Origin of the sequence: Pseudomonas putida (assembly GCF_022627325.1) — a bacterium.
Classification (GTDB): Bacteria; Pseudomonadota; Gammaproteobacteria; order Pseudomonadales; family Pseudomonadaceae; genus Aquipseudomonas; species Aquipseudomonas putida_X.
In genome coordinates, this window is the sequence record NZ_JAETZZ010000017.1 from 18,887 (window position 1) to 43,925 (window position 25,039).

Sequence of the window (25,039 nt, forward strand, 5' to 3'; positions counted from 1 at the left end):
GGGTTTACCCGCGACGGGGCGGCACAGTCACCCTATCACTCTGTTGTATACCCATGCCCCCTATTCCCCATATCGTTCAGCGCGTCATCGAACTGCTAAAACGCTACCCCGGCATCATCGCGCTCGGCGGTTTTCTCTCCGGTATCGGCAGCTTCATTCTGGTCGACCGCCAGGCCAGCCTGGCCAGCTGGATCGCCATTCTCATGCTGGTCAGCTGGATCTGGCTGATGCTGGAAAACACCCTGACAGGCCTGTTCGCCCGCACCTTCAACCGGGAAATTCCTCAGCCGCTGCTGCGCTACGCGACGCAGATGATCCACCAGGAAAGCCTGTTCTTCGTACTGCCGTTCTTTTTCATCACCACCACCTGGAACAGTGGCCAACTGGTGTTCACCGGCCTGCTCGGTGCAGCCGGGCTGGTTTCGATCGTCGACCCGCTGTACTACAAGTGGCTGGCACCGCGGCGCTGGCTGTTCATGGCGCTGCACACCCTCACCCTGTTCGCCGCACTGCTGACGGCCCTGCCGATCATCCTGCACCTGACCACTGCACAAAGCTTCAAGCTGGCACTGGTCGCCGCCATGGTGCTGTCGTTCCCAAGCCTGGCCAGCAGTTTCCCGATCAACACCTGGCGCCGTGGCGTGGCGCTGGTGATGATGACCCTGGCGGTGGGCGGCGGCGGTTGGTTACTGCGCTCGTGGGTACCACCCGCCACCCTGTGGATGACCGAAGTGGCGGTCAGCACCGAGGTATCGAACCGCCAGCCCGGTGAATCGCTGGATGAAGTAGCCGCCAGCCGCATTCGCAGCAGCGGCCTTTATGCCTATACCGCCATCAACGCACCGCGTGGCCTTAACGAGCGCATTTACCATGTGTGGCAGAAGGATGGCAAAGAAGTGGACCGTATCGCCCTGGATATCCATGGCGGGCGCAAGGAGGGCTACCGCGCGTGGACCCACAAGCAGAACTTCCCGCCCAACCCTGCGGGTAAATGGCAAGTCCGCGTGCTGACCGAAGATGGCCAAGTAATCGGTGTGCTGCGTTTCAAGGTGGTAAACGACGCGCCGGCGAGGCAATGAGCGCTGCTGGGTGAGCCGACTTGCCAGCGATGGGCCGCAACGCGGCCCCACAACACTCAGCACATTCTCAACAAACCTCGCCATGCCTGCTGCGCTATGATCAGTCTCTACGCCTGTCAGATGCATGGAGCTTATGACCACCCCCAGCGCCACCCTGGATACCAGTAGCCAACCGGCCTGCCTGCGCATTGTCGGTGACTGGACCCTGGCTCACTACGCCAGCCTCAAGCGTGACAGCGAACGCCTGCGCACCCAATACGGTGCCGACGCCGTAGCCGACCTCAGCCAACTGGGCCAGCTCGATACCGCCGGTGCCTCGCTACTGGCTGAGCTGCTGGGCTCTGAGCGCCTGTCGCGCTGCACTCAAGGGCTGCCCGATGCCAGCCGCGCCCTGCTCAAGAACGTCTACTGCTCGGTTCAGGACTACTGCATCCCGGTTAAGGAACCTGAGCGCCATGTACTGCTTCTGCTACTGGAGCGCATCGGCCGCGCGGTCAGTACCTTGTGGCAAGACACCCTGCAGCTGCTCGGCTTCATCGGCCTGATCCTCGAAACCCTGCTGCGCCGGGCCCTGCAACCGCATCGTTGGCGGCTCACCCCGGTTGTCTCGCATATCGAGCAGACCGGCCTGGACGCCGCGCCCATCGTCGCGTTGCTGACGTTTCTGGTAGGCGCGGTGGTCGCCTTCCTCGGGGCGACCGTGCTGGCCGATTTCGGCGCAACCGTATTCACTGTCGACCTGGTGGCGTTCTCGTTCCTGCGCGAATTCGCCGTGTTGCTCACGGCCATCCTGATGGCCGGCCGCACAGCCAGTGCCTTTACTGCGCAGATCGGCTCGATGAAGGCCAACGAGGAAATCGACGCCATCCGCACCCTGGGCCTGAACCCGATCGAACTGCTGGTCGTCCCCCGGGTGTTGGCGCTGCTGGTCTCGCTGCCGCTGCTGACCTTCGTCGCGATGATCTGCGGCATCGTCGGGGGGGCTGTCGTCTGCGCGCTTTCACTGGATATCTCGCCGGCCATGTTCCTCTCGCTGCTGCAAAGTGACATCGGTGTGCAGCACTTTCTCGTCGGCCTGGCCAAGGCACCCTTCTTTGCGTTCCTGATCGCGGCCATTGGCTGCCTGGAAGGCTTCAAGGTCAGTGGCAGCGCTGAGTCGGTAGGCGCCCACACCACCTCCAGCGTGGTTCAGTCGATCTTCGTGGTCATCGTACTGGATGCCGTGGCCGCATTGTTCTGCATGGAGATGGGCTGGTGAGTGAGCAGAAGGCAGTGATCCAGGCGCGGGGCATCTGCAACCGCTTCGGCAGCCAGAGCGTGCACGAGAACCTCGACCTGGACCTTTACCGCGGTGAAATCCTGGCCGTGGTTGGCGGTTCGGGCAGCGGCAAGTCGGTGCTGCTACGCAGCATCATAGGGTTAAGGCTACCGAATGAAGGCCAGATCAAGGTGTTTGACCAAGACCTGGCCGGCCTGCATGAAGAGCAACGCTCATTGGTCGAACGACGCTTTGGCGTGCTGTTCCAGAAGGGAGCGCTGTTTTCCTCGCTGACCGTCACCGAGAACGTCGCGTTACCACTGATTGAGCATGCAGGCCTGTCGCGCGCCGATGCAGAACATCTGGCCGGGGTGAAGTTGGCCTTGGCCGGCCTGCCGATTTCCGCCGCAGACAAATACCCCTCTTCACTGTCTGGCGGCATGATCAAGCGCGCCGCACTGGCCCGTGCACTGGCCCTGGACCCGGACATCCTGTTCCTTGACGAACCCACTGCCGGCCTCGACCCAATCGGCGCTGCCGCCTTCGACCAGCTGATCCTCACGCTGCGCGATGCCCTGGGCCTGAGCGTGTTCCTCATTACCCACGATCTGGACACGCTCTACACCATCACTGACCGCATTGCGGTGCTGTCGCAGAAGAAAGTGCTGGTTGCAGGCCCGCTGGCCCAAGTCGAACAGACCGACGACCCGTGGATTCACGATTACTTTCACGGCCCACGCGGGCGGGCGGCTGAACAGGCCGCCAGCCGTGCCGGGCAGGAGCGCTGAACGATGGAAACCCGAGCTCATCACGTCCTCATCGGCCTGGTCACCGTGCTGGTGGTGGCCGGTGCCATGCTGTTTGGCCTGTGGCTGACCAAGTCCAGCGTCGACGACGCCTTCAAGGACTACGAAGTGATCTTCAACGAAGCCGTTTCAGGGTTGTCCCGCGGCAGCCCCGTGCAATACAACGGCATCAAGGTCGGTGACGTGACCAGCCTGCGCCTGGACCCCAAGGACCCGCGCCGGGTGCTGGCCCGGGTTCGCCTGAGCGGCGATACGCCGGTCAAGGAAGACACCCAGGCGAAACTTACCCTCGCCGGCGTCACCGGCAACTCATTCATCCAGCTCAGCGGCGGCACACCGAAAAGCCCCGAGCTCAAGGGAGAGAACGGCAAGTTGCCGGTGATCATCGCCTCGCCCTCGCCCATCTCGCAATTGCTCAATGACAGCAGCGACCTGGTGACCAACATCAACCTGCTGCTGCACAACGCCAACCAGATGTTTTCGGAAACCAATATCGACCGCCTGAGCAACACCCTGGCCAATCTGGAACAGACCACCCGTGCGTTCGCCAACCAAAAAGGTGGCATTTCCCAGGTCATGGATCAGCTGGCGCAGGTCGGCAAACAGGCCAACGCCACGCTGGCCGAAACCCAAGCGCTGATGCGCAATGCCAACACCTTGCTCGGCACCCAGGGCAAGCAGGCCATCGGCAGCGCCGAGCAGGCCATGCAATCGCTGGCCGCCAGCACTGCGACCATCAACAGCCTGCTCAATGACAACCGTGAGTCCATCGACGACGGCGCGCAAGGCCTCAACCAGCTGACACCGGCCATTCGCGAACTGCGTGAAACCCTCAACTCACTCAAGGGCATTTCCCGGCGCCTGGAAGCTGACCCCAGCGGCTACCTGCTTGGCCGCGACAACAACAAGGAGTTCCAGCCATGAAGCTGTCGCTGCGCCTGCTGGCCCTGACGGCCGCGCTGAGCCTGTCTGCCGCCTGCTCGATACTGCCGCAGCAGGCGCCTGTGGATATCTACCGGCTTGCGGTCGACCAGCCCAGCCACAGTGCGACACCGGTGCCCTGGTCGTTACGCTTGAACAAGCCGCTGGCAAGCGAAGTGCTGGCCGGGCCACGTATCGCGGTGATCCCCGAGGGCAACGTGGTCAGCAGCTACAAAGGCGCCCGCTGGAGCGACCCGGTGCCGTTGCTCGTCCGCAACCGCCTGCTCGATGGCTTCCAGCGTGACGGGCGTGTGCAGCGCCTGAGCGCCGACGACAGCAACCTGCAGGCCGATTACGAACTGGCCGGTGAGCTGCAGGCGTTTCAGAGCGAGTACCAACCCAACGGTACGGTGGAGGTCGTGATCCGCTATGACGCGCGTCTGGTTCAGGGGCGCAGCCAGCGAATCCTAGCCAGCAAGCGCTTCGAGGTGCGTCAGCCGCTGGCAGATCCACAGATTTCGGCCGTGGTGGCCGGCTTCGGCGCGGCCAACGATCAACTGGTCGCGCAGGTGGTGAACTGGACCGTTGCGCAAAGCGCTCAGGCTCAGGCAAAGAACCAGTAGCAGACCAGGATGGCAGCAATGACACCGGACAGTTCGGCCAACAAGGCGCAACCGACTGCATGGCGTACGCGCTGGATGCCGACAGCGCCGAAATACACCGCCAGCACGTAGAACGTGGTTTCAGTGCTGCCCTGAACGGTGGCGGCTACCAGTGCCGGGAAGCTGTCCACGCCATGGGTCTGCATGGTCTCGATCAGCATCGCCCGCGCCGCACTGCCGGAGAACGGCTTGACCAATGCGGTTGGCAAGCCTTCGACGAAGCGGGTGTCCATGCCCATCCAGTTCACCAGATGGCGAATGCCATCCAATGCCAGCTCCAGGGCACCGGAGGCGCGCAGCACACCAACGGCGACCAGCATGGCCACCAGGTAGGGCAACAGGCTCTTGGCCACGTCGAACCCTTCCTTGGCGCCTTCGACGAAAGCTTCATACACCTTCACCCGCTTCAGCGCGCCGATCACCAGGAACAGCATGATCACACCAAACAGTGTGAGATTGCCGAGTACGGATGAGAGGCTGGCCAGCGCCGCAGCCGACAGGGTACCGAGGAAGGCCATGAAGCCGCCCAGCAACAGCGCACCCGGGATCATGTAGGCGAGCACCACCGGGTCCCACAGGCGCAAGCGCTGCATGACCGCTACCGACAACAGCCCGACCAGGGACGAAACGCTGGTCGCCAGCAGGATCGGCAGGAACACCAGGGTCGGGTCCGTAGCGCCCTGCTGGGCGCGGTACATGAAAATGGTCACCGGCAGCAGGGTCAGCGATGAGGCATTGAGCACCAGAAACAGGATCTGTGCATTGCTCGCGGTGGTGCTGCTGGGGTTGAGCGCCTGCAGGGCGCGCATGGCTTTCAGGCCGATAGGCGTAGCAGCGTTGTCCAGGCCCAGGCCGTTGGCAGCAAAGTTCATGGTGATCAGGCCCAGTGCCGGGTGCCCGGGCGGTACTTCTGGCATCAGCCGGGCGAATAGCGGGCCAAGCACTTTGGCCAGCCATTCCACGATACCCGCCTGTTCTGCGATCTTGAGGAAACCCAGCCAGAGGGTAAGGGTGCCGAACAGCAGGACCATGACTTCAACCGACAGCTTGGCCATGGCGAAGATGCTTTCGACCATCGCCGCGAAAATGCCGGCATTGCCGGCCACCAGCCATTGGGCCAGGGCCGATACGGCCGCCACCAGGAAAAAGCCAAGCCAAAGGCCGTTCAGCATCCGTGTGTTCCCCCTGAAAAGTGCCTGAATGATAACGCACCGACGGCTGCTTTAGCCTGCGCTGGCCATATTGCCGGTTCGCTGACGATATGGACCAGACAGACAGCAAAAAGCCCCGAATAAATCGGGGCTCATTGTGCGACGCGTCAGGTTCAGCGCTTGGCGGTCTCGCCAACCAGCGCCGCTTCCTTCTTGTCGGCGATCAGCGAGGCGTAGTACTGCTCGCCCTTGGCGGCGTCGTACATGCCTTCCCAACGCGCGATCACCAGTGCAGCCAAGGCATTGCCAACCACGTTCAGCGCGGTACGCGCCATGTCCATGATGCGGTCGACACCTGCGATGAAGGCCAGGCCTTCCAGCGGGATGCCCACGCTGCCCAGGGTCGCCAACAAGACCACGAACGATACGCCCGGCACACCGGCAATACCCTTGGAGGTCACCATCAGGGTCAGCACCAGCAGCAATTGCTGGCTCCAGGACAGGTCAATGCCGTACAGCTGGGCGATGAAGATCGCCGCGATGCTCTGGTACAGGGTAGAGCCGTCGAGGTTGAACGAGTAACCGGTCGGTACCACGAACGAGCAGATCGACTTCGGTGCACCGTACTTTTCCATCTTCTCGATGACGCGTGGCAGCACGGTCTCGGAGCTGGACGTGGAGTAGGCCAGGATCAGCTCATCTTTCATGATGCGCATGATCTTGATTACCGAGAAGCCGAACAGGCGGGCTACAAGGCCCAGCACCATGAAGGCGAAGAAGGCGATGGCGAAGTACACCAGCAGCACCAGTTTGGCCAGCGGCAGCAGCGAGCTGAAACCGAAGTTGGCCACCGTCACGGCGATCAGGGCGAATACGCCGATCGGGGCGTAGTTCATGATCATGTGGGTGACCTTGAACATGGTCTCCGACACGCCCTGGAAGGTACGCACCAGTGGCTCGCGCAGGTCTGCCTGGAGGCTGGAAAGGCCCAGGCCGAACAGCACCGAGAAGAAGATGATCGGCAGCATCTCGCCACGCATCAGCGCCGCGAAGATGTTCGACGGAATCAGGTTCAGCAGGGTTTCGATGAACGCATGCTCATGCTGCACCTCGGCGGCGGTCGCCTGGTACTTGGAGATGTCCACGGTGCCCAAGGTGCTCATGTCGATGCCGGCGCCCGGGTGGAACAGGTTTGCCAGGACCAGGCCGACAACGATGGCGATCGTCGTGACCACCTCGAAGTAGATGATGGTCTTCAGGCCGATGCTGCCCAGTTTCTTCGCATCGCCAACCCCGGCGATGCCCACGATCAGCGAAGAAATCACGATCGGGACGACGATCATCTTGATCAGGCGAATGAAGATGTCACCGGCGGGCTGGAGAACGTTGCTGATCCACCATGCCTTTTCCGCACTGAAATGGTTCAGTAGCGCGCCGATTGCAACGCCCAGGACCAGACCGATGACGATCTGCCAGGCGAGGCTCAGTTTTGCCTTCTTCATGTCTTTACCCTTTGTTCTAGTGGTCACGGGCACCGACCGGAAAAGCACGTAACAGAGCCGTTGGCAACGTCACGGGCATCGTACAGCTTCCGTCCGGAGGCCTCATGTAAGGACACCGCAAGCGAGCGACAAGGCGCTCGGGCCAGCGAAAAGGCGGCAACTATTGCGATGGCCACGGACGAAATCTAATGCCGGAAGCGCATACCCTATGCCGGTTCGGCATAGTGAAATGCGACAAAATGGGGCATTCGCAAGTCATTGATATATAACGTTCGGAAACCCGAACAAGACTAAACCGCCAGATCTAGGCTGATTTGGCAGTGTGTAGAGGAGTGCATTGATGGCCTGTTCGACAATCCGAATGGCCGAAATGACACTTGGCCATGACCGGCCTGGACGGAAAAAAAATGATGTGCGGTCAAGACAAAATGTGTCTCAACAGGAAAAAGCTGAAAGGTAGGCCTTGTAACGAGGATGGCATCTCGGAAGCCAGGCCAGGTTTGAGTGGGAAAACTCTGTCCTGGCCTGAACCTCCGATTTTGCCTTGCCTGACCCGGCCCATTACTGGAGGTACTCCCTGTACCCCTAGGCCACTCCGATCCTGCAACAATCAGAACAGCCCGGCCCCTTGGTCATGTGCAACCCCTCCTCGGGGCGGCGCATCATAGAAGCGAGAACTATAGAAAGGTTCCGCTTCTATTACGTGACAGTGCGCGACCTATCGTCCCTGACACTCAGTACCAGTTCGGGTCACGCTTGAGCTGCTCCTTCAGCATCGCCTGCATGCCTTCGTCCGGCTCACCCAGCCAACGATACTGCGCATGCCGGGTGGGAGACTTGTCGCTCGGCAGGCCTTCGGGCACCTCTACCAGCATTCCGTAGGCGTCATCCTTGTCCCAGCTGAATGCTACGATCAGGCGTTTGTAGGTGCAGTTGTCTTTGGATTCACACAGCGGGCCGACGAGGTATTTATCGCCATCCTCGGTCACTGCAGACATCTGCTCCTGCGCGCTGCCCGTCAGGTTGATCACCCAGTCGGGCAGGCGTTCCTCGCCTTCGATCGCGTCCTGCCAGGTTTCCCGGTATTCAGGGTCAGAACCAAGCAGCTGGTCGACCCTGACCTGGCCATCATTGGCCGCCATCGCCATTGCGCTGCTACCCAACAGCAGGGCCGCAGCTATGGCATTGCAGAGCTTCCTGCTCATCGTCAACCTCGACCACGTCCAAAGAAGAAGGAGGCTACGAACAGGACCAGGAAGACAATGAACAGGATCTTCGCGATACCCGTGGCAGCGCCGGCGATACCACCGAAGCCCAGGACAGCAGCGATGATGGCGATGATGAGGAAAGTGATAGCCCAACTCAGCATGATGCTTCTCCTTTCTTTTTTGAAATCGATCCGGCCGGTGTCAAAACTGCAGCGCCTTAAAATACCCAGCGTTGCTGAGGCACTACTTTTTCAACAGTGGCTGGCGAGGTATTGGCAGAAGGCAGCGTTTGGGCTGCCCTCACCAAAGTGTTGGCACGTGTTGCCTGGATCTGCGCTATCAGCGCAGTCTGCGCCGCAACCTGCTCAGTCAGTCGCGCGGTCTGCCAGCTGTAGTAAAAAAGGCCTGCGGCCAAAGTCAGCAGCAACGCCAACCCGAGGAACAGGAATTGGCGCAGGGGCAGTGCGGCGATCTGTGAACGGTTGACGGATTGGCGGTTCATGCCGGCTTCTCCTGCTGTAATTTTTCTATTCAAACCTGAACAGGTAATTGCAGCCTGCATGCCAGCCTTTCGGTTTCAAATAAATCCTTATAAATCAGCAACTTATACTCACGTCGACTTGGGCTTGAGGACGTATCCTGCACGATGCCCGCCGTGGGGTCGTGCGTATTGCACGATTCATCCTTCAACCTTGGTGGCCACCTTCAGCAGATCGGCGTCCACCCCCCGCACTCCAATGATCTGGCGCGCGATCTCGACAGCGATGGTTTTCTGCTCGCTGCTGACCACCTCACCGGACAGCCGCACCATGCCTTGATCACTGGCTACCCGGATGTTCAGCCCATCAAGATTGCGGCTGAAGCGCAAGCTGGTCTGGATCTTGTCGATCACCCAACTGTCCGTTGGCTGCGGCGCAGTGGACACGCCCACAGGCGTTTCGCGAGCCTGGGCCATGGCAGCCGAATCCAGACTGACCAGGTTGTTGACCAGGTACACACCGTCCGTGGTACGCGCTATCACACCGGCCAGGTCCTTGGCCTCAGCGCTGTCGACCTTGCCGCGCAGGGTAATCACACCCTCACTGCTCTGCACCTCGATAGGCGCCTTCTCTGTCGTACGGCTCCACAACAGCCGCGCACGGATGACGGCAGCCAATGTGGCATCCTCAAGACGCTGAGCGTAAGCCCGCAATTCGAGCGGGCGCTCTACCAGGCCGGGGTTGACCTGCAACTGGTTGTCTATCTGTTCGATGCCCCGGGTGGCCTGCGCGACGTGTTCGGCCAGCTGACGCTCGACCTCATTCTCGACCTCCCCCGTCAGGCGTGCCCGCTTTCCATCCACCTCGACTTCGATGCGAAACGGGTTGAGCATGCGGTTGAGCGCCAGCGCCGTCTGCAGCGAGCCCTCCAGGCGCGCATCCTGAAGCGGGTCAGCGAACGCTGGGCTGCAAATGGATAACAGGCTGGCTGCCAACACAGCCGTTCGAGTGGTAAAGGACATGACCGCACTCCTTCTGTAGGCTAAATCCACAAATCATCGCAACCAATGTGCCACCTCAATGCTCTAAGGCAATCATTGAGATACGCGGGTTCACGGCATTCTTCGGCCATTGGCTAGCATGCATAGGACAGAATCCTTCAGAATTGACCATGCAACTTGCCCGATTTTTCCCACACTAAATGAAGATCTTTCCCAAAGGAGCGCTGGAAATGGAATCAGCCCAGGACAACCAAGGCCGTATTCTGCTCGTGGATGACGAATCCGCGATCCTGCGTACCTTCCGCTACTGCCTCGAAGATGAGGGCTACAGCGTGGCCACGGCCAACAGTGCCGCGCAGGCCGAAGCCTTGCTCCAGCGCCAGGTGTTCGACCTGTGCTTCCTCGACCTGCGCCTGGGTGAAGACAACGGCCTGGATGTCCTGGCACAGATGCGCATTCAGGCACCGTGGATGCGCGTGGTGATCGTCACGGCGCATTCGGCCATCGACACTGCGGTCGATGCGATCCAGGCCGGTGCCGCCGACTACCTGGTAAAACCCTGCAGCCCCGACCAGTTGCGCCTGGCCACTGCCAAGCAGCTGGAAGTCCGCCAGTTGTCGGCACGCCTGGAGGCGCTCGAAGGTGAAATACGAAAGCCCAAGGACGGCCTGGACTCGCACAGCCCGGCAATGATGGCCGTGCTGGAGACCGCACGCCAGGTGGCAACCACCGATGCCAACATCCTCATCCTGGGCGAATCAGGCACCGGCAAGGGCGAACTGGCCCGCGCCATTCACAGCTGGAGCAAGCGGACACGCAAGGCTTGCGTGACCATCAACTGCCCGTCGCTGAACGCCGAGCTGATGGAGAGCGAACTGTTCGGCCACACCCGCGGCGCGTTCACGGGCGCCAGTGAAAGCACGCTGGGCCGCGTCAACCAGGCCGATGGTGGCACGCTGTTCCTCGACGAGATCGGCGATTTCCCTCTGACATTGCAGCCCAAATTGCTGCGCTTCATCCAGGATAAAGAGTATGAGCGGGTGGGCGACCCCGTCACCCGGCGCGCCGATGTGCGCATCCTCGCGGCGACCAACCTGAACCTGGAAGAGATGGTCCGCGAAGGCCGCTTCCGTGAGGACTTGCTCTACCGCCTGAACGTCATCACCTTGCACCTGCCGCCCCTGCGCGAGCGCAGTGAGGACATCCTTACCCTGGCCGATCGCTTCCTCGCCCGGTTCGTCAAGGATTACGCGCGCCCTGCCCGCGGCTTCAGCGACGAAGCCCGCGCCGCACTGCTCAATTACCGCTGGCCGGGCAATATTCGCGAACTGCGCAACGTGGTCGAACGCGCCAGCATCATCTGCCCCCAGGAGCGCGTGGAAATCGTCCACTTGGGTATGGGCGAGCAACCGGCAAGCAACGCGCCCCGTGTAGGTGCGGCGCTGAGCCTGGATGAACTGGAGCGTGCCCACATAGGCGCCGTGCTGGCAGCCAGTGACACACTGGACCAGGCCGCCAAGACCTTGGGTATCGATGCCTCGACCCTGTACCGCAAGCGTAAGCAGTACAACCTATGAGATGGCCGATGAAGCTGCGTACGCGGCTCTTCCTCAGCATTTCAGCACTGATCACAGTCGCCCTGCTGGGCCTGATGCTGGGTTTGGTCAGCGTCTTGCAAATGACCGCCGCCCAGCAAGCGTCGGTGCACAATACCACCCATGTTCTGGAAATAGGCTTGAAGCTACGGCAGAACCTGGGCGAGCAGTTGATGCTGATCCTCGATGCGCAAACTTCGCCCCAACGCCTGCGAGCTTTGCAAGACAATTTCCAGGACCTGCTTGACGAAGGGCTCGCACAAGGTGGTGAACGTACCGGCTTCAGCAAGGCCAGCAGCAACTACCAGGCCTTCCTGAGTGCCTATCGTCAAAGCCCTGCCCCGGCAAACAGCATGGGTGCCGACCAGCCACTGGGCGCCGCGTTCAACCAAGTGCGCACCGACCTGATCGATTCGCACAAACTTGCCATCGATTACATCACCCGCAGCGAACAGATGTCTCGCGACCGCGCTCTGCTGGTCAGTGGTGTACTTGGCCTGACGGGCTTGGTTGTGCTGATGCTCGGCTTCGTTACCGCACACAACATCGCCCGTCGCTTTGGGCAACCCATCGAAGCCCTGGCCAAGGCCGCAGATCAACTTGGCCAAGGTAACTTCGATGTCACCTTACCCGTCAGCCAAGCCATAGAAATCAACCAGCTCACCCGCCGCTTCGGCCTGATGGCAGAGGCGTTGCGCAAGCACCAGGAGACCAATGTCGATGAGCTGCTGGCTGGCCAACAACGCTTGCAGGCTGTGCTCGACAGCATCGACGATGGCTTGCTGATCATAGACCGCCAAGGCGACCTGGAGCATATCAACCCAGTCGCCCAGCGCCAGCTCGGCTGGAGCAAGAACCGCCTGGGCAGCCCTTTGGCAGAAGCACTGCAGCGCCCAGAGCTGGAGCAACAGCTGCGTCAGGTGCTGCGCGGCGGCAGCCTGGACCGCCCGCCTGAGGACCTGAGCATAGAGGTCGATGACGAGTCACGCTTGCTGTCCTACAGCCTGACCCCTGTCAGCCACCCGCAAGGGCCGATCCTCGGCGCCGTGATGGTGCTGCACGATGTGACCGAGCAGCGCGCGTTCGAACGTGTGCGTAGCGAATTCGTGCTGCGCGCCTCACATGAACTGCGTACGCCGGTCACCGGCATGCACATGGCCTTCGGCTTGCTGCGAGAACGCGTGAAGTTTCCACCGCAGGCGCGTGAGAATGACCTGATGGAGACCATCAGCGAGGAAATGCAACGCCTGACCCAGCTGATCAACGACCTGTTGAATTTCTCTCGCTACCAGAGCGGCCTGCAAAAACTCGAACTCGCCCCCTGCGCCATCGACGAACTGCTCGAACGTGCCCAGGCACGGTTCAGCGAGCAGGCATCGGTCAAGCAGATCGAGCTGATCAAGGCGCTGGAGCCACCGCTGCCTCGTATTCAGGCCGACATCGCCCAACTGGACCGTGTGCTCGACAACCTGCTGCACAACGCCATTCGGCATACCGGCAGCGGCGGGCGAATCCGTCTCCATGCGCGACGCCACGCGGAACGCGTCATCATCAGCGTGGAGGACAATGGCGAAGGCATTGCCTACGGACAGCAGGGGCGCATTTTCGAACCCTTTGTGCAGGTTGGGCGCAAGAAGGGCGGGGCCGGGCTGGGGCTGGCATTGTGCAAGGAAATCGTGCAATTGCACGGCGGCCGCATGGGCGTCTTCTCCCGGCCTGGGCAGGGGACGCAGTTCTACATGGCTCTTCCGGTCTGATTTTCCAGCTGAAGGTCGTTGGGGGCAACGCCTTGCCGGCCCTTGCACGTTCGCTCAAGGTTCATCGTCCAGCCGCGGCCTTCGGACCTGCCGCCCTCGCGTCACCAGCTCGACGAACTGCCGGGCATTGAGCGGATGGGCGAACAGCCAGCCCTGGCCATAGTTGACACCTTCACTGTTGAGCAGCACCGCCTGGGCCTCGCACTCTATGCCTTCGGCTATCACCCGCAGATGCAGGTCATGGGCCATGCGAATGATATGAGGCGCCACACCACTGCTGGCAGCATCATGCCCAAGCGCGTCGATGAAAGCCTTGTCGATCTTCAGGCAGTCCACCGGTAAGGTCTGCAGATAGGCCAGGCTGCAGTAGCCCGTGCCGAAGTCATCGATCAACACCTGATGCCCCACCGCACGAAGCGCTTGCAGGTTGTCACGGGCCACCACCACATCGATCAGCCCCCGTTCGGTAACCTCGAAGGCGATCTGGCTGGCAGCCACCCGGTGCAGTGCCAGCAACCGCGCCGCCACCCGGCCAATGCGCGGGACCATCACATCACAGGCGGCCAGGTTCACCGAGATGTAAAGATTGCGGTGCGAACGCAGCAACTGGCCAAGTTGCTCCAGTACCCGCTGCAGCACGAAATCGGTGATCTGGCGAATCTGCCCGGTATTTTCGGCCAGCGGAATGAACAGGTCCGGGCTGGTCAGGGTCCCGTCCGGGCGCCGCCAGCGCACCAGCGCCTCAGCGCCAACGCAGCGCCGGCTGTCGAGTTCGATGATCGGCTGATAAAGCACCTGCAGTTCACCACGGCGCAGCGCGTTCTGCAGCTCGGAACTCATGGAGCGCCGCTGCAGGATCAGTTGCAGCACCAGCCAGCCGATACAACAGGCAGCCAGAACACTACCGGGGAACAGCAACCAGAGCATGCCGTTCATCCTCAGTGGCAGGCTGGCACGCGGTGCGATCAGCACAAGCTGGTAATCGGGCGATTTGGTCAGCATGCGATAGACAAGGCGGTCGTGCAGTTCGAACAACGAATTGCCGCTGGGTGGCGGCCAATGCTCAGCGGGCGGCCAGACTTGTGGCGGGCCCAGTACGGGTATCGCTCTGGTGCCATTGTCCAGCACCACCAACAGGCTACCGCCGGGCGGCAGGTCAACCACGTCGGTCAAGTGCCCGCGCGAGGTAGAGACCAGGAAATTGCCGCGTGCCAGCATCAACGCGGCAAGGTTCTCGTTGGGTTCGGTAGTGGTGTTGAGCCAATAGCTATAAGTCGGGCCCTGGATGTCCGGGGCCCGCGTGGGCACGAAAGCGCGTGCCCCGCCGCGGTTGGAGCAGGCGACGTTGACGTCTACATACGCCGCCTCATAAATGAAACGCGAGCCCAGCCCAACCTGCTGCAACAACGCCAACATCGCCGGGTTGCATCCGCGCAATGGCTGCGCCTGCAGGTCATCGACCCCCTCACGCAATTGGCCGAAAACCTGCTCGAGGCGGTCAAGAAAACGCTCGCCCTGAGCATTCATCTGCGCACTCTCGCTCTGCTTCATCTGCTGCAGCGCAATACCGATACTGGCAGTCAGCAACACAGCGGCGCTGGCCAACGCGGCCAAAGAGGCCAGCATCCAGGGACGGTAAAAAAATTGGCGCAACGCAGTTATCAGAGCCGACATGGGCAGCATCCAGTTGATATACAGGGTATAGCAACTGAATGGCGTATTGGCTTGGCCGTTTGGCGGAGCCCAGGGCGCGAAGGTTCAGCGCTTGCGGTTGAGCACGTGAAGCATGGCGGCTGTCTGCGCATCGGGCAGGCCGTCGAAGCGCTGTGGCCGGAAACGCATCTGGAACGCCGCAATGACATGGCGGGTAGCGACATCGAGCTGCCCGGTCTGTTCGATGGCGTAGCCGAAGCGTGCCAGCTCTTGCTGGTACCAACCTATGCTCGGCGGATTGACGTTGAAGTACGCCTGCTGGCGCGCCACGGCGCCAGGCTCTGGCCATACCCCAAGCCCCGCATCGGCCAGACGCTTCCAGGGGAACAGCGGCCCCGGGTCCAGTTTGCGCAAGGGTGCGATATCACTGTGGCCAACGATATGGCTAGGGTCAATGTTGTTACGTTTGACGATGTCCTTGAGCAGCGCGATCAGAGACTGAATTTGCGCTTCGCTGTAGGGGTACCAGACTCGCCCGTTGGGCGTGGTGTCGAAGCCTGGGTTGACGATCTCGATACCGATCGAGCTCGAATTCAGCCAGGTTCGCCCCTGCCATTGGCTGTCCCCGGCATGCCAGGCACGACGGCTTTCATCAACCAGTTGATACACCGTGGCCGGGCCATCTCCGATCAGGTAGTGGCTGCTGACCTCGCCGTGGGTCAGCAGCGCCAGCGAGCGCTCCAGCGAGGCGTTGGTGTAATGCAGCACGACGAACTGGATGCGGTTGTCCTGGTTGGCCGAGGGGTGGCTGCGGTCGATACGCAGGCCGGTCGAACAACCGGCCAGAACGATTAGCAAAAATGCAGTGAACAACGCTTTCATGGAAGAAGCCAGGGTGGTTAGTCAGTGACGCTCTAGCATAACGTATGCGCCCCCGGCTCACCCGCTCAGCTTTGTTCCACCCGATTACGGCCCAGGTCCTTGGCCCGGTACAGCGCCGCATCCGCACGCTTGAGCACCTGATCACCGCGCTCACCCGAGCGGAATGCGCTCAAACCGATGGAGGCGGTGATCACCACCCGTTCGCCCTTGAAATGGAACGGACACGCTTCGATCGCGGCACGCAGCACCTCGGCCACTTGGGCAGCGACGGTGGGTGAGGTCTGCGCCAGTAACAGTACGAACTCCTCGCCGCCGAACCGGGCGATGAAATCGCGCGGACGCAGGCGCTTGCGCAACTGGTCAGCGACGATCTTCAGCACCTTGTCACCCGCCAGATGGCCATAGCTGTCATTGATGCGCTTGAAGTGGTCCAAGTCCAGGATCGCCATCGCCAAATGGCCGCCGTTCTCCTGCCAGGCCTGCATTTCGCGCTCTACCTGCTCGCTCCAGGCCGCACGATTGGGCAGCCCGGTCAGCGGGTCGATCAATGCCTTCTGCCGCTGTTCCTCAAGGTGTTCGCGGTAGCCGAGGGCCTCTTGCTCCATGTTGGCGACGCGCTCGGCCAAGCCCTGTAGTCGCCCGGCGAGCTCCTGTTCGCGACGGTCACGCTCATGCTGATGCTCATCCATCGTGCCCAGCAGCCCTTCCAGGCGGTTCTCGAGAATGTGCTTGAGGCTGTCCACATCGACTGCCCCTTGCACGCTGCTTTGCAGGCCATCGACCTGCTCACGCAGCTGGCTGTCCAGTTCGCGAGCAGCAGAACTGTTGTCGGCATGACCGGCACTGGCTTCATGAAGGTGGCTCTGGAAGCTTTCCAGGCGCTCATTGAGCTGCTGCAGGTACGTCTCGAATTCGTGCTGCCCGCTGTCGGTGATCGCCAGCATGAGCACGGCCAGGTCATCGAGCACCGGGATCAGCTCGTACCAGTTCAGCCCCCGCGCCACGCGCTCGCGCATTTGCAGTGCCTGGGCTTTGTGGCGTTCCGGCAGGCTGAGATCATCGAGCAGGCCGATCAGGGTTTGCTCGATATGCGCGGCAACCTGGCTGTAGGGCGGCTCGACTGCGTCAGGGAGCGAATAGGGCCCGTCTTCGCCGAAGGTTTCTTCCAGGGGTTTCAGCGCGTGTGGCTCATCGGCCTGCAGTGGCAGCTCGGCCCGAACGCCGTCGGGGCGCTGCGGCTCCTCAGCGCAGTCGGGTTCGACAGCGTCCCGTGCTGGCGCCGGTGCCGGCGGCTCAGGTTCGCTTGGGGCGGGCGGCGCGGCATCAGGCGTTGCAGGCACCACAGGTTCGGGGTTATCAACCTCGGGCGCTGCCAGCGGCTGCAGCTCGTCGATATCCCGGGGTGGCAGATCCACCAGGACTGGCCCGTCCGGCAATGGCTGCAGCTCAGGCTCAGCGATCACAGAAGGGGCCGCCGGCTCCACAGCGCTGCCACTCCCCGGTTCGCTTTCGCGGTTGCCGAACAAACGTTGCAAAAAGCCCGGCCTGGCCTCCTCGTCCGGCCTGTCCAAAGAGGACAGCGCCCTCCCCTGCAAACCGCTCAGCTCTGCGAGCAGCGGCGGCAACTCGCGCGACTGGCTGACGCCGCCGTCGAGTTTCTTCGCCAGTTTCTTGAGCGACCGCGTCACGTCACCCGACAACGGCAGGCCTTGCAGCTGCGTCACAAGCGCAGTCAGGGCATCGCTGACCTGGTTCATGCGGGTTTCGCGGCGCTGCTCGGAGTCGAGCACGGCCTTTTCAAGACGCGGGATCAACCCGGCAAGGCCGGCATCCATGTCGTCGCGGCGAATGACCTCACGCATTTCCTTCATGCACTGGTCCACTGCCTTGTCGCTGCCTTCAGCGGCCAAGCTACTGCGCACCAGGCCTCGACGCAGCAGGTCAAGCCGCGCGGCCCATCGCCGCTCCAGCTTCTCCTGCTGTTCGATGCTTTTAAGGTATTTTTCTTTCCAGCGCTCGGCTTCTTCGGTCATGCCTGGATCCGCAACGGGTGATGCATCGGTGGGCTGTGGTTACACGCTGTCGGCGCACGGCGGGAACTCTTGAATGCTCCATGGCCTTTTGCTGATCTAGCTCAGGACCGGAAGCGTATCCACAGTCAATGCATCAGGCAATCGGATCTCTACGGCGACCGGGAGATGGTCGGAAATAGGCTGGGCCAGTACCTCGACCCGCTCCAGGGTCAGGCTCGGGCTGAGCAGGATGTGGTCCAGGCAACGCTGCGGGCGCCAGCTGGGAAAGGTCGCTTCGACCTGCGGGGCGATCAGGCCCAGATCACGCAGCGGGGAATGGTCGAGCAAGTCATTGGCATGGGTGTTCATGTCGCCCATCAGAACCTGGTGGCGGTATCCACCGATCAGTTCACGGATGTAAGCGAGTTGGCGAGCGCGGGTCTTGGCACCCAGCGCAAGATGCATCATGACCACGATCAGGGCGTCCTCGCCTTCACCGAAGCGCACCAGGATCGCACCGCGGCCGGAGGGGCCGGGCAGAGGATGATCTTCCAACAGGTGCGGCTTGAGGCGGCTGAGTACGCCATTGCTGTGCTGGGCGAAATGCCCAAGGTTACGGTTGAGCTGTTGGTACCAGTAAGGGAAGCCCCCCAACTGGGCCAGGTGCTCCACCTGGTTGACGTAACCGGACCGAAGGCTGCCGCCATCGACCTCCTGCAAAGCCACCAGGTCGAAATCGTTGAGCAGGTCGCCGATTTTCTGCAGATTGCCGGCGCGCCCGGTGTGCGGCAGCAGGTGCTGCCAGCTACGGGTCAGGTAATGCCGATAGCGCTCGGTACTGATGCCGACCTGGATATTGAAGCTGAGCAGCCGCAGGCGACCATCTTCCGGCAGGCCATTGGCCTGCAGATGATGCTCGTTGACCTGCGGCTGGTGCAGGCCAACACCACGCGCGGTTCTGAACCGGGGCATGGGTTCGCCGCTTACTTAGCGGCGCGCTCCTTGTCGATCAGCTGGTCGGCGACATTCAGCACGCCTTCCGGGCCTTTAGCGGTGCCGAGGTCAAAACGGTACTTGCCGTTTACCACCATGCTAGGTACGCCAGTGATTTCGTACTTTTTCGCCAGTTCCTTGGCCTGTTTGACCTGGCCCTTGATGGCGAACGAGTTGAAGGTGGCGAGGAATTTATCCTTGTCGACGCCTTGGGTGGCGAGGAAGTCAGCCATGTCGTCGGGATCGGTCAGGCGCTTGTGCTGGTTCTGGATGGCATCGAACACCGCAGCGTGAACCTTGTGCTCCACGCCCATGGCTTCGAGGGTCAGGAACATCTGGCCGTGGGCATCCCATGGCCCGCCGAACATCGCCGGCACGCGTTTGAAGTTAACGTCCTTCGGCAGTTTTTCAACCCAAGGGTTGATCACCGGCTCGAAGTGGTAGCAATGAGGGCAACCGTACCAGAACAGCTCGACCACTTCGATCTTGCCGGGAACGGACACCGGAACAGGGTTGCTCAGCTCGAGGTATTCCTTGCCGGCTGTGGCAGGCTCCGCAGCCTGAACGGCAGACATACCGAATACGCTGGCGGCGACCAGCGCAGCGCTGAGAATCAGTTTACGCATGCTTTACTCCTGAGCAGTCTTTGGTCGCCTCTACACGACCTGTATTGAGACAGGTCGGGACGGGCCCGAGTTCTGTAGTGTACCGGCTGCGGACCGAAAAAAGGGCGGTCCGCGCCGCCCTTTCATCTTTAGCGTTGCAGCATTAACCGAATGTTAATGCGCAGCTATCTCAGTGGAGGCCCTGGATATAACTGGCCAACGCTTCGATATCATGGTTGCTCAGCTTGCCGGCTATGGTCCGCATGGTCATGGCATCACCATCATTGGTGCGATTGCCCTCGCGGAAGTCGGTGAGCTGCTTGGTCACGTACTGCGAATGCTGGCCACTCAGGTGCGGGAAGCCGGCCAGCGCGATGCCTGCGCCATTGGGAGAGTGGCAACCGGTGCAGGCAGGCATGCCTTTTTCCAGGTCGCCGCCATTGAACAGCGCCCGGCCACGCTCGACCAATTTGGGGTCGGCGGCGCCGACGCTGCCTTTCTGGCTGGCGAAGTAGGCGGCGATGTCGGCCAGGTCCTGATCGTTGAAGTTGGCCAGCATGCCGGTCATCTCCAGCACGGTACGCTTGCCGGACTTTATGTCATGCAACTGTTTTTCGAGATAGCGCTGGCCCTGGCCAGCCAGTTTGGGAAAGTTGGGCGCCAGGCTATTGCCGTCGGGGTTGTGGCAGGCACCACAGATGGCGGTCTTGGCCTGGCCGGCGGCGGCATCGCCTTTGATAGGTTCTGCAGCAGTGGCCGCACCTGCGACACCCATGGTCAACAGCAGACTCACGACTAGTTTGTTCATCAGCTAATCCAACACGGCTAAGGGTGAAATGTTATGTATCGGGACTGCCGCTCATCCAAAGGATGACCAAACGGTAGTCCTCGGCACTGCAGTCCATGCACAATCCACGCGGCGGCATAGCCTTGAAACCCTGAGTCACATGAGCCGTGAGCACCTCCATGCCTTGCGCCAGCCTTGGCTCCCAAGCTGCCCGGTCACCCTTCCTGGGCGCCTGTGGCAACTGCCCGGCGTGACAGGCCGCACACGTGCGGTTGTACAACGCCTCGGGATCCTGTGTAGCCTGTGCGCTGAAAAACGGCAGGAACATACCGACAGCTAGCAGCCATTTCGCCATGCGAAACGACCTGACAGGGTTGGGGGACGCGCTGCGTTCTGATGCGCGAGCTATTGTTCGACACCCCATGCCCGTTCTCCTTCGCTGGGAGAATGAGCACACAAATACTGGGGCATTATATACTTCCGCCATCCAAACGGAAACGACACCGCTTGCCGGCCTAGGCTTTGGCAACACCCACATCGGATATCCCATGCAAGTCAAGAACCCCATCCTCGGCCTCTGCCAGAAAGCCACCTTCGCCCTCAGCGCTGCCAAGGTCGAACAATGCCCGGACGACCAGGGTTACGAGGTGGCTTTCGCCGGCCGCTCCAACGCCGGCAAATCCAGCGCCCTCAATACCCTGACTCATGCCAGCCTGGCGCGAACCTCGAAAACCCCAGGGCGCACCCAGCTGTTGAATTTCTTCAGTCTGGACGATGAACGGCGTTTGGTCGACCTGCCCGGTTACGGATATGCAAAAGTCCCGATCCCACTCAAGCAGCATTGGCAGCGTCACCTGGAGGCCTACCTGGGCAGCCGCGAATGCCTGCGCGGCGTCATCCTGATGATGGATGTGCGCCACCCGATGACCGACTTCGACAAGATGATGCTCGACTGGGCCCGGGCAAGCGGCATGCCGATGCACATCCTGCTGACCAAGGCCGACAAGCTGACCCACGGCGCAGGCAAGAACACACTGCTCAAGGTGCAGTCGGAGATCCGCAAAGGTTGGGGGGATGGCGTGACCATCCAACTGTTCTCGGCACCCAAGCGCCTGGGGCTGGAAGAGGCCTACAAAGTGCTGGCGGGCTGGATGGAGCTGGAAGACAAACCGGTAGCCTGAGGCGACTTCATCGCCGGCAGGCCGGCTTGCCCACCCTGTGGGCGCCGGCTTCCTGGCGAGGGCCGGCATCGCCAGGGCAAATTCCGGGCAAAAAAAACCCCGGACTTCGTATGGGGAGGGGGAAGTTCGGGGTTCAAGTCTGGACCGCTAGGGCGGGGTCCAGGTATCTGCCAACACTTAACACAACATAGGAGCATCGAAGGGCTTCACCAGCCATTCAGTTACTCTGAGTCCCGCTTCACCGGTTTAGTTCCAAAGCCCTCAAAACTATTTGCGATAGTTTCATGAAACCGTGGCACTAGTGGCATCGAGCCATGCCAGGATCCGCGTCACTGCAACCCGGATCCTACACAGGTTTCTCTGCTCAATCAGTGAGCTTCGTCCCAATTCGAACCAACGCCAACCTCGACCAGCAGCGGTACATCCAGTTGCGCGGCCTTGCTCATGTGCCCGCGAATTTCATCTTTCACCTGCTCGACCAGATCCTCGCGCACTTCAAGCACCAGTTCGTCGTGGACCTGCAGGATCACCCGCGCATCGAGGCCGCTTTCGCTGAGCCAGTTGTCCACGTTGACCATTGCCCGCTTGATGATGTCGGCGGCGGTACCCTGCATCGGTGCGTTGATCGCCGTGCGCTCGGCGCCCTTGCGCAGGGCCGGGTTCTTGGCGTTGATGTCCGGCAGGTAAAGCCTGCGGCCGAACAAGGTCTCGACGAAGCCTTGCTCGGCAGCCTGGGCCCGGGTGCGTTCCATGTAGGCCAGGACGCCCGGGTAGCGGGCGAAATAGCGGTCGATGTAATCCTGCGACTGCTTGCGGTCTACGCCGATCTGCTTGGCCAGGCCGAAGGCGCTCATACCGTAGATCAGGCCGAAGTTGATGGCTTTCGCGCTACGACGCTGATCGGTGGTCACCGCTTCCAGGGCCACGCCAAAAACTTCCGCCGCCGTGGCACGGTGCACATCCAGATTGTTGCGGAAGGCATGCAGCAGGCCTTCGTCCTTGGCCAGATGGGCCATGATGCGCAGTTCGATCTGCGAATAGTCCGCGGCCAGCAACTTGTAGCCCGGGCTGGCGATGAACGCCTGGCGGATACGCCGGCCTTCGGCGGTACGGATAGGGATATTCTGCAGGTTAGGGTCGCTGGACGACAGGCGCCCGGTGGCGGCCACGGCCTGCTGGTAAGACGTATGGATACGCCCCGTTCGCGGGTTGATCTGGCCCGGCAACTTGTCGGTGTAAGTGCTCTTGAGCTTGCTCAGGCTGCGGTACTGCATCAGTACCTCCGGCAACGGGTAGCCTTGCTCGGCCAACTCGTCCAGTACCGCTTCGGCCGTGGATGGCTGGCCCTTGGCGGTCTTGCTCAACACCGGCATGCCGAGCTTGTCATAGAGGATCGAGCCGAGCTGTTTGGGCGAACCGAGGTTGAATGCCTCACCCGCCAACTCATAGGCCCGACGCTCGAGGTCGGCCATTTTGACGCCCAACTCCCCGCTCTGAATCTGTAACAGGGCAGCATCAACCAGCGCGCCCTGGCGCTCGATCTTGGCCAGTACCGGCACAAGCGGCATCTCGATATCCATCAGCACCGGCTGCACGCTAGGGGTCTGCGCAAGGCGGGCCTGCAGCGCCTGATGCAGGCGCAGGGTAATGTCGGCGTCTTCGGCAGCGTAAGGGCCGGCCTTGTCCAGGTGGATCTGGTTGAAGGTCAGCTGTTTGGCGCCTTTGCCGGCGATGTCTTCGAAAGCGATGGTGGCGTGGTCGAGGTACTTCTGCGCCAGGCTGTCCATATCATGACGGGTCGCAGTGGAGTTGAGCACATACGATTCAAGCATGGTGTCATAGGCCACGCCCTGCATGTGGATCGCCGGCGAGCCATTGGCAAGGATGTTGATATCGTACTTGGCGTTCTGCCCTACCTTTGCCTTGGCCGGGTCTTGCAGAAGCGGCTGCAACGCCAGCAACACGGCTTCGCGATCCAGTTGCAGCGGCGCGCCTTCGTAGTCGTGAGCCAACGGTACGTAAGCCGCTTCATGGGGTTCGACAGCGAAGGACAGGCCGACAAGCTGTGCCTTTTGCGCATCGAGGCTGGTGGTCTCGGTGTCGAAGGCGAACAGCGGTGCCTGACGCAGCTTCTCCAACCAGGCGTCGAAGCGAGCCTGATCGAGGATGGTTTCGTAGTTGGGCTCGACCTTGGCCGCAGGCGCCTGCACGGGTGCAACTTCATCGCCGGCCCTGGCCGCGTCCCGCTGCACGTCGGCGATCCAGCTCTTGAATTCCATCTCGGTATAAAGCGCCAGCAGTGCTTCACGGTCCGGCTCGCCGCACACTAGCGCATCTACCTCGATATCCAGCGGCACGTCGACTTTGATGGTCGCCAGTTCGTAGGACAGGAACGCCGCATCACGGTGCTCTTCGAGCTTGGCCGGCAGGGTCTTGGCGCCACGGATCGCCAGCGCCGGCACCTTGTCCAGGTTGGCGTACAGGTCGCTGAGGCCGCCACCGATGCCGGTCAGCAGCCCAACGGCGGTTTTTTCACCGACCCCAGGTACGCCCGGGATGTTGTCGACCTTGTCGCCCATCAGGGCGAGGAAGTCGATGATGTGCTCCGGGCCGACGCCAAACTTCTCATGCACGCCAGCTACATCCAGCACACTGCCGGTCATGGTGTTGACCAGGGTAACGTGGCCGTCTACCAGCTGCGCCATGTCCTTGTCACCGGTCGAGATGATCACTGGGCGCCCCTTTGCCGCACTGCTGCGCGCCAGCGTGCCGATCACGTCGTCGGCCTCGACCCCCTCGACGCACAGCAGCGGGTAACCCAAAGCCTTGACGCTGGCATGCAGCGGCTCCACCTGTACCCGCAGGTCGTCTGGCATGCTGGGGCGGTTGGCCTTGTACTCGGCGAACATAGCATCGCGGAAAGTACCGCCCTTGGCATCGAACACCACGGCGAACAGGCTGTCGGGGTATTGCTTGCGCAGGCTCTTGAGCATGTTCAGCACCCCCTTGACCGCGCCGGTGGGCATGCCCTTGGAAGTGGTCAACGGCGGCAGCGCGTGGAAGGCGCGGTAAAGGTAGGAGGAACCGTCCACCAGGACGAGGGGCGCTTGGCTCATGAGCAGAATCAACCTTTTCGGCGGGTCCGGAGCTAGAATAGCCGGATCAATGACGACAAAGGGACAAGGTTATCATGCGTACACTCAATCGCCTGTTACTGCTCGGCCTGTTGGCAACCATGCCTGTCGTCACCCTGGCAGCGGATGACGCTCCCTCGGCAGATCCCGAGGTAACCATTCGCACCGAAGGCGATAAAACCATCCAGGAATACCGGCAAAACGGCTTCCTGTATGCGATCAAGATCACGCCGAAAAACGGCAAGCCTTATTTTCTGGTACGCGCCGATGGCTCTGATGGCAATTTCATTCGTTCCGACCAACCGGACATGCTGATCCCGTCCTGGAAGATCTTCGAGTGGTAATCTGACGCGTATCGTTCACATCAACCTGG

At 61.4% G+C, this 25,039-nt stretch carries 23 protein-coding genes; 9 read left to right on the forward strand and 14 right to left on the reverse strand.

Annotated elements, in window-relative coordinates; translation table 11 throughout:
* The first annotated feature begins 53 nt into the window (after positions 1-53).
* From JNA92_RS22800 to JNA92_RS22820, 5 genes are all read left to right on the forward strand, one after another.
* Positions 54-1,079: a DUF5924 family protein gene (locus tag JNA92_RS22800; protein ID WP_241806780.1), complete on the forward strand. Its 1,026-nt coding sequence runs from the start codon at positions 54-56 to the stop codon at positions 1,077-1,079.
* 124 nt (positions 1,080-1,203) lie between these two features.
* Positions 1,204-2,337: an ABC transporter permease gene (locus tag JNA92_RS22805; RefSeq protein ID WP_241806781.1), complete on the forward strand. Its 1,134-nt coding sequence runs from the start codon at positions 1,204-1,206 to the stop codon at positions 2,335-2,337.
* A complete protein-coding gene (locus JNA92_RS22810; RefSeq protein ID WP_241806782.1) occupies positions 2,334-3,125 on the forward strand; it encodes an ABC transporter ATP-binding protein in 792 nt (263 codons plus the stop codon). Before JNA92_RS22805 ends, JNA92_RS22810 begins: the two co-directional genes overlap by 4 nt.
* 3 nt (positions 3,126-3,128) lie before the next feature.
* Positions 3,129-4,067 carry an MlaD family protein gene (locus JNA92_RS22815; RefSeq protein WP_241806783.1) on the forward strand — a complete coding sequence of 313 codons (939 nt, stop codon included), beginning with the start codon at positions 3,129-3,131 and terminating at the stop codon, positions 4,065-4,067.
* Entirely contained in the window at positions 4,064-4,687 is a 624-nt protein-coding gene (locus JNA92_RS22820) for an ABC-type transport auxiliary lipoprotein family protein (RefSeq protein ID WP_241806784.1), read from the forward strand. The genes JNA92_RS22815 and JNA92_RS22820 overlap by 4 nt, the downstream gene beginning before the upstream one ends.
* Here the strand turns inward: JNA92_RS22820 and JNA92_RS22825 are convergent.
* From JNA92_RS22825 to JNA92_RS22850, 6 genes are all read right to left on the reverse strand, one after another.
* Positions 4,669-5,898, reverse strand: coding sequence for a nucleoside recognition domain-containing protein (locus tag JNA92_RS22825; RefSeq protein ID WP_241806786.1), 1,230 nt, complete (start codon positions 5,896-5,898; stop codon positions 4,669-4,671). The genes JNA92_RS22820 and JNA92_RS22825 overlap by 19 nt on opposite strands.
* A 152-nt stretch (positions 5,899-6,050) precedes the next feature.
* Positions 6,051-7,379 (reverse strand): glutamate/aspartate:proton symporter GltP, encoded by a 1,329-nt coding sequence (gltP, locus tag JNA92_RS22830; protein WP_012316843.1) that lies wholly within the window; start codon positions 7,377-7,379, stop codon positions 6,051-6,053.
* A gap of 734 nt (positions 7,380-8,113) precedes the next feature.
* Positions 8,114-8,584: an inhibitor of vertebrate lysozyme family protein gene (locus tag JNA92_RS22835; RefSeq protein ID WP_241806787.1), complete on the reverse strand. Its 471-nt coding sequence runs from the start codon at positions 8,582-8,584 to the stop codon at positions 8,114-8,116.
* Positions 8,585-8,586: 2 nt separating this feature from the next.
* Entirely contained in the window at positions 8,587-8,748 is a 162-nt protein-coding gene (locus JNA92_RS22840; protein WP_008092060.1) for a DUF1328 domain-containing protein, read from the reverse strand.
* Positions 8,749-8,804: 56 nt separating this feature from the next.
* A complete protein-coding gene (locus JNA92_RS22845; protein ID WP_241806869.1) occupies positions 8,805-9,089 on the reverse strand; it encodes a hypothetical protein in 285 nt (94 codons plus the stop codon).
* Between the two features lie 177 nt (positions 9,090-9,266).
* Positions 9,267-10,088, reverse strand: coding sequence for a BON domain-containing protein (locus JNA92_RS22850; protein ID WP_241806788.1), 822 nt, complete (start codon positions 10,086-10,088; stop codon positions 9,267-9,269).
* A gap of 209 nt (positions 10,089-10,297) precedes the next feature.
* Between JNA92_RS22850 and algB the strand changes: the two genes are divergently transcribed.
* Both algB and JNA92_RS22860 read left to right on the forward strand, forming a co-directional pair.
* Positions 10,298-11,644 (forward strand): sigma-54-dependent response regulator transcription factor AlgB, encoded by a 1,347-nt coding sequence (algB, locus tag JNA92_RS22855; RefSeq protein ID WP_241806789.1) that lies wholly within the window; start codon positions 10,298-10,300, stop codon positions 11,642-11,644.
* Positions 11,641-13,419: a KinB sensor domain-containing domain gene (locus JNA92_RS22860; RefSeq protein ID WP_241806790.1), complete on the forward strand. Its 1,779-nt coding sequence runs from the start codon at positions 11,641-11,643 to the stop codon at positions 13,417-13,419. Before algB ends, JNA92_RS22860 begins: the two co-directional genes overlap by 4 nt.
* 54 nt (positions 13,420-13,473) lie before the next feature.
* On the opposite strand, the gene JNA92_RS22865 is transcribed toward JNA92_RS22860, so the two are convergent.
* From JNA92_RS22865 to JNA92_RS22895, 7 genes are all read right to left on the reverse strand, one after another.
* Positions 13,474-15,093, reverse strand: coding sequence for an EAL domain-containing protein (locus JNA92_RS22865; protein ID WP_241806791.1), 1,620 nt, complete (start codon positions 15,091-15,093; stop codon positions 13,474-13,476).
* An 84-nt stretch (positions 15,094-15,177) separates the two neighbouring features.
* Positions 15,178-15,954: an N-acetylmuramoyl-L-alanine amidase gene (locus JNA92_RS22870; RefSeq protein WP_241806793.1), complete on the reverse strand. Its 777-nt coding sequence runs from the start codon at positions 15,952-15,954 to the stop codon at positions 15,178-15,180.
* 65 nt (positions 15,955-16,019) lie between these two features.
* A complete protein-coding gene (locus JNA92_RS22875) occupies positions 16,020-17,987 on the reverse strand; it encodes a GGDEF domain-containing protein (RefSeq protein WP_241806794.1) in 1,968 nt (655 codons plus the stop codon).
* A gap of 96 nt (positions 17,988-18,083) precedes the next feature.
* Positions 18,084-18,938 (reverse strand): endonuclease/exonuclease/phosphatase family protein, encoded by an 855-nt coding sequence (locus JNA92_RS22880; protein ID WP_241806795.1) that lies wholly within the window; start codon positions 18,936-18,938, stop codon positions 18,084-18,086.
* 11 nt (positions 18,939-18,949) lie between these two features.
* Positions 18,950-19,585, reverse strand: coding sequence for a thiol:disulfide interchange protein DsbA (dsbA, locus tag JNA92_RS22885; protein ID WP_241806797.1), 636 nt, complete (start codon positions 19,583-19,585; stop codon positions 18,950-18,952).
* A gap of 169 nt (positions 19,586-19,754) precedes the next feature.
* Positions 19,755-20,372, reverse strand: a complete 618-nt coding sequence (locus JNA92_RS22890) for a c-type cytochrome (protein WP_241806798.1) — start codon at positions 20,370-20,372, stop codon at positions 19,755-19,757.
* A 31-nt stretch (positions 20,373-20,403) separates the two neighbouring features.
* The gene (locus JNA92_RS22895; RefSeq protein ID WP_241806799.1) at positions 20,404-20,706 is read right to left on the reverse strand and encodes a c-type cytochrome; all 303 of its coding nucleotides are present in this window, start codon (positions 20,704-20,706) and stop codon (positions 20,404-20,406) included.
* 193 nt (positions 20,707-20,899) lie between these two features.
* On the opposite strand from JNA92_RS22895, the gene yihA reads away from it, so the two are divergent.
* Complete coding sequence (gene yihA, locus JNA92_RS22900) at positions 20,900-21,532, forward strand: ribosome biogenesis GTP-binding protein YihA/YsxC (RefSeq protein ID WP_012316856.1); 633 nt, start codon at positions 20,900-20,902, stop codon at positions 21,530-21,532.
* 368 nt (positions 21,533-21,900) lie between these two features.
* Here yihA and polA read toward each other — a convergent pair whose 3' ends face one another.
* On the reverse strand, positions 21,901-24,648 hold the full coding sequence (gene polA, locus JNA92_RS22905; protein ID WP_241806801.1) for a DNA polymerase I: 2,748 nt from the start codon (positions 24,646-24,648) through the stop codon (positions 21,901-21,903).
* Positions 24,649-24,722: 74 nt separating this feature from the next.
* Between polA and JNA92_RS22910 the strand changes: the two genes are divergently transcribed.
* Positions 24,723-25,010, forward strand: a complete 288-nt coding sequence (locus tag JNA92_RS22910; protein ID WP_013970316.1) for a DUF2782 domain-containing protein — start codon at positions 24,723-24,725, stop codon at positions 25,008-25,010.
* Positions 25,011-25,039 lie beyond the last annotated feature (29 nt).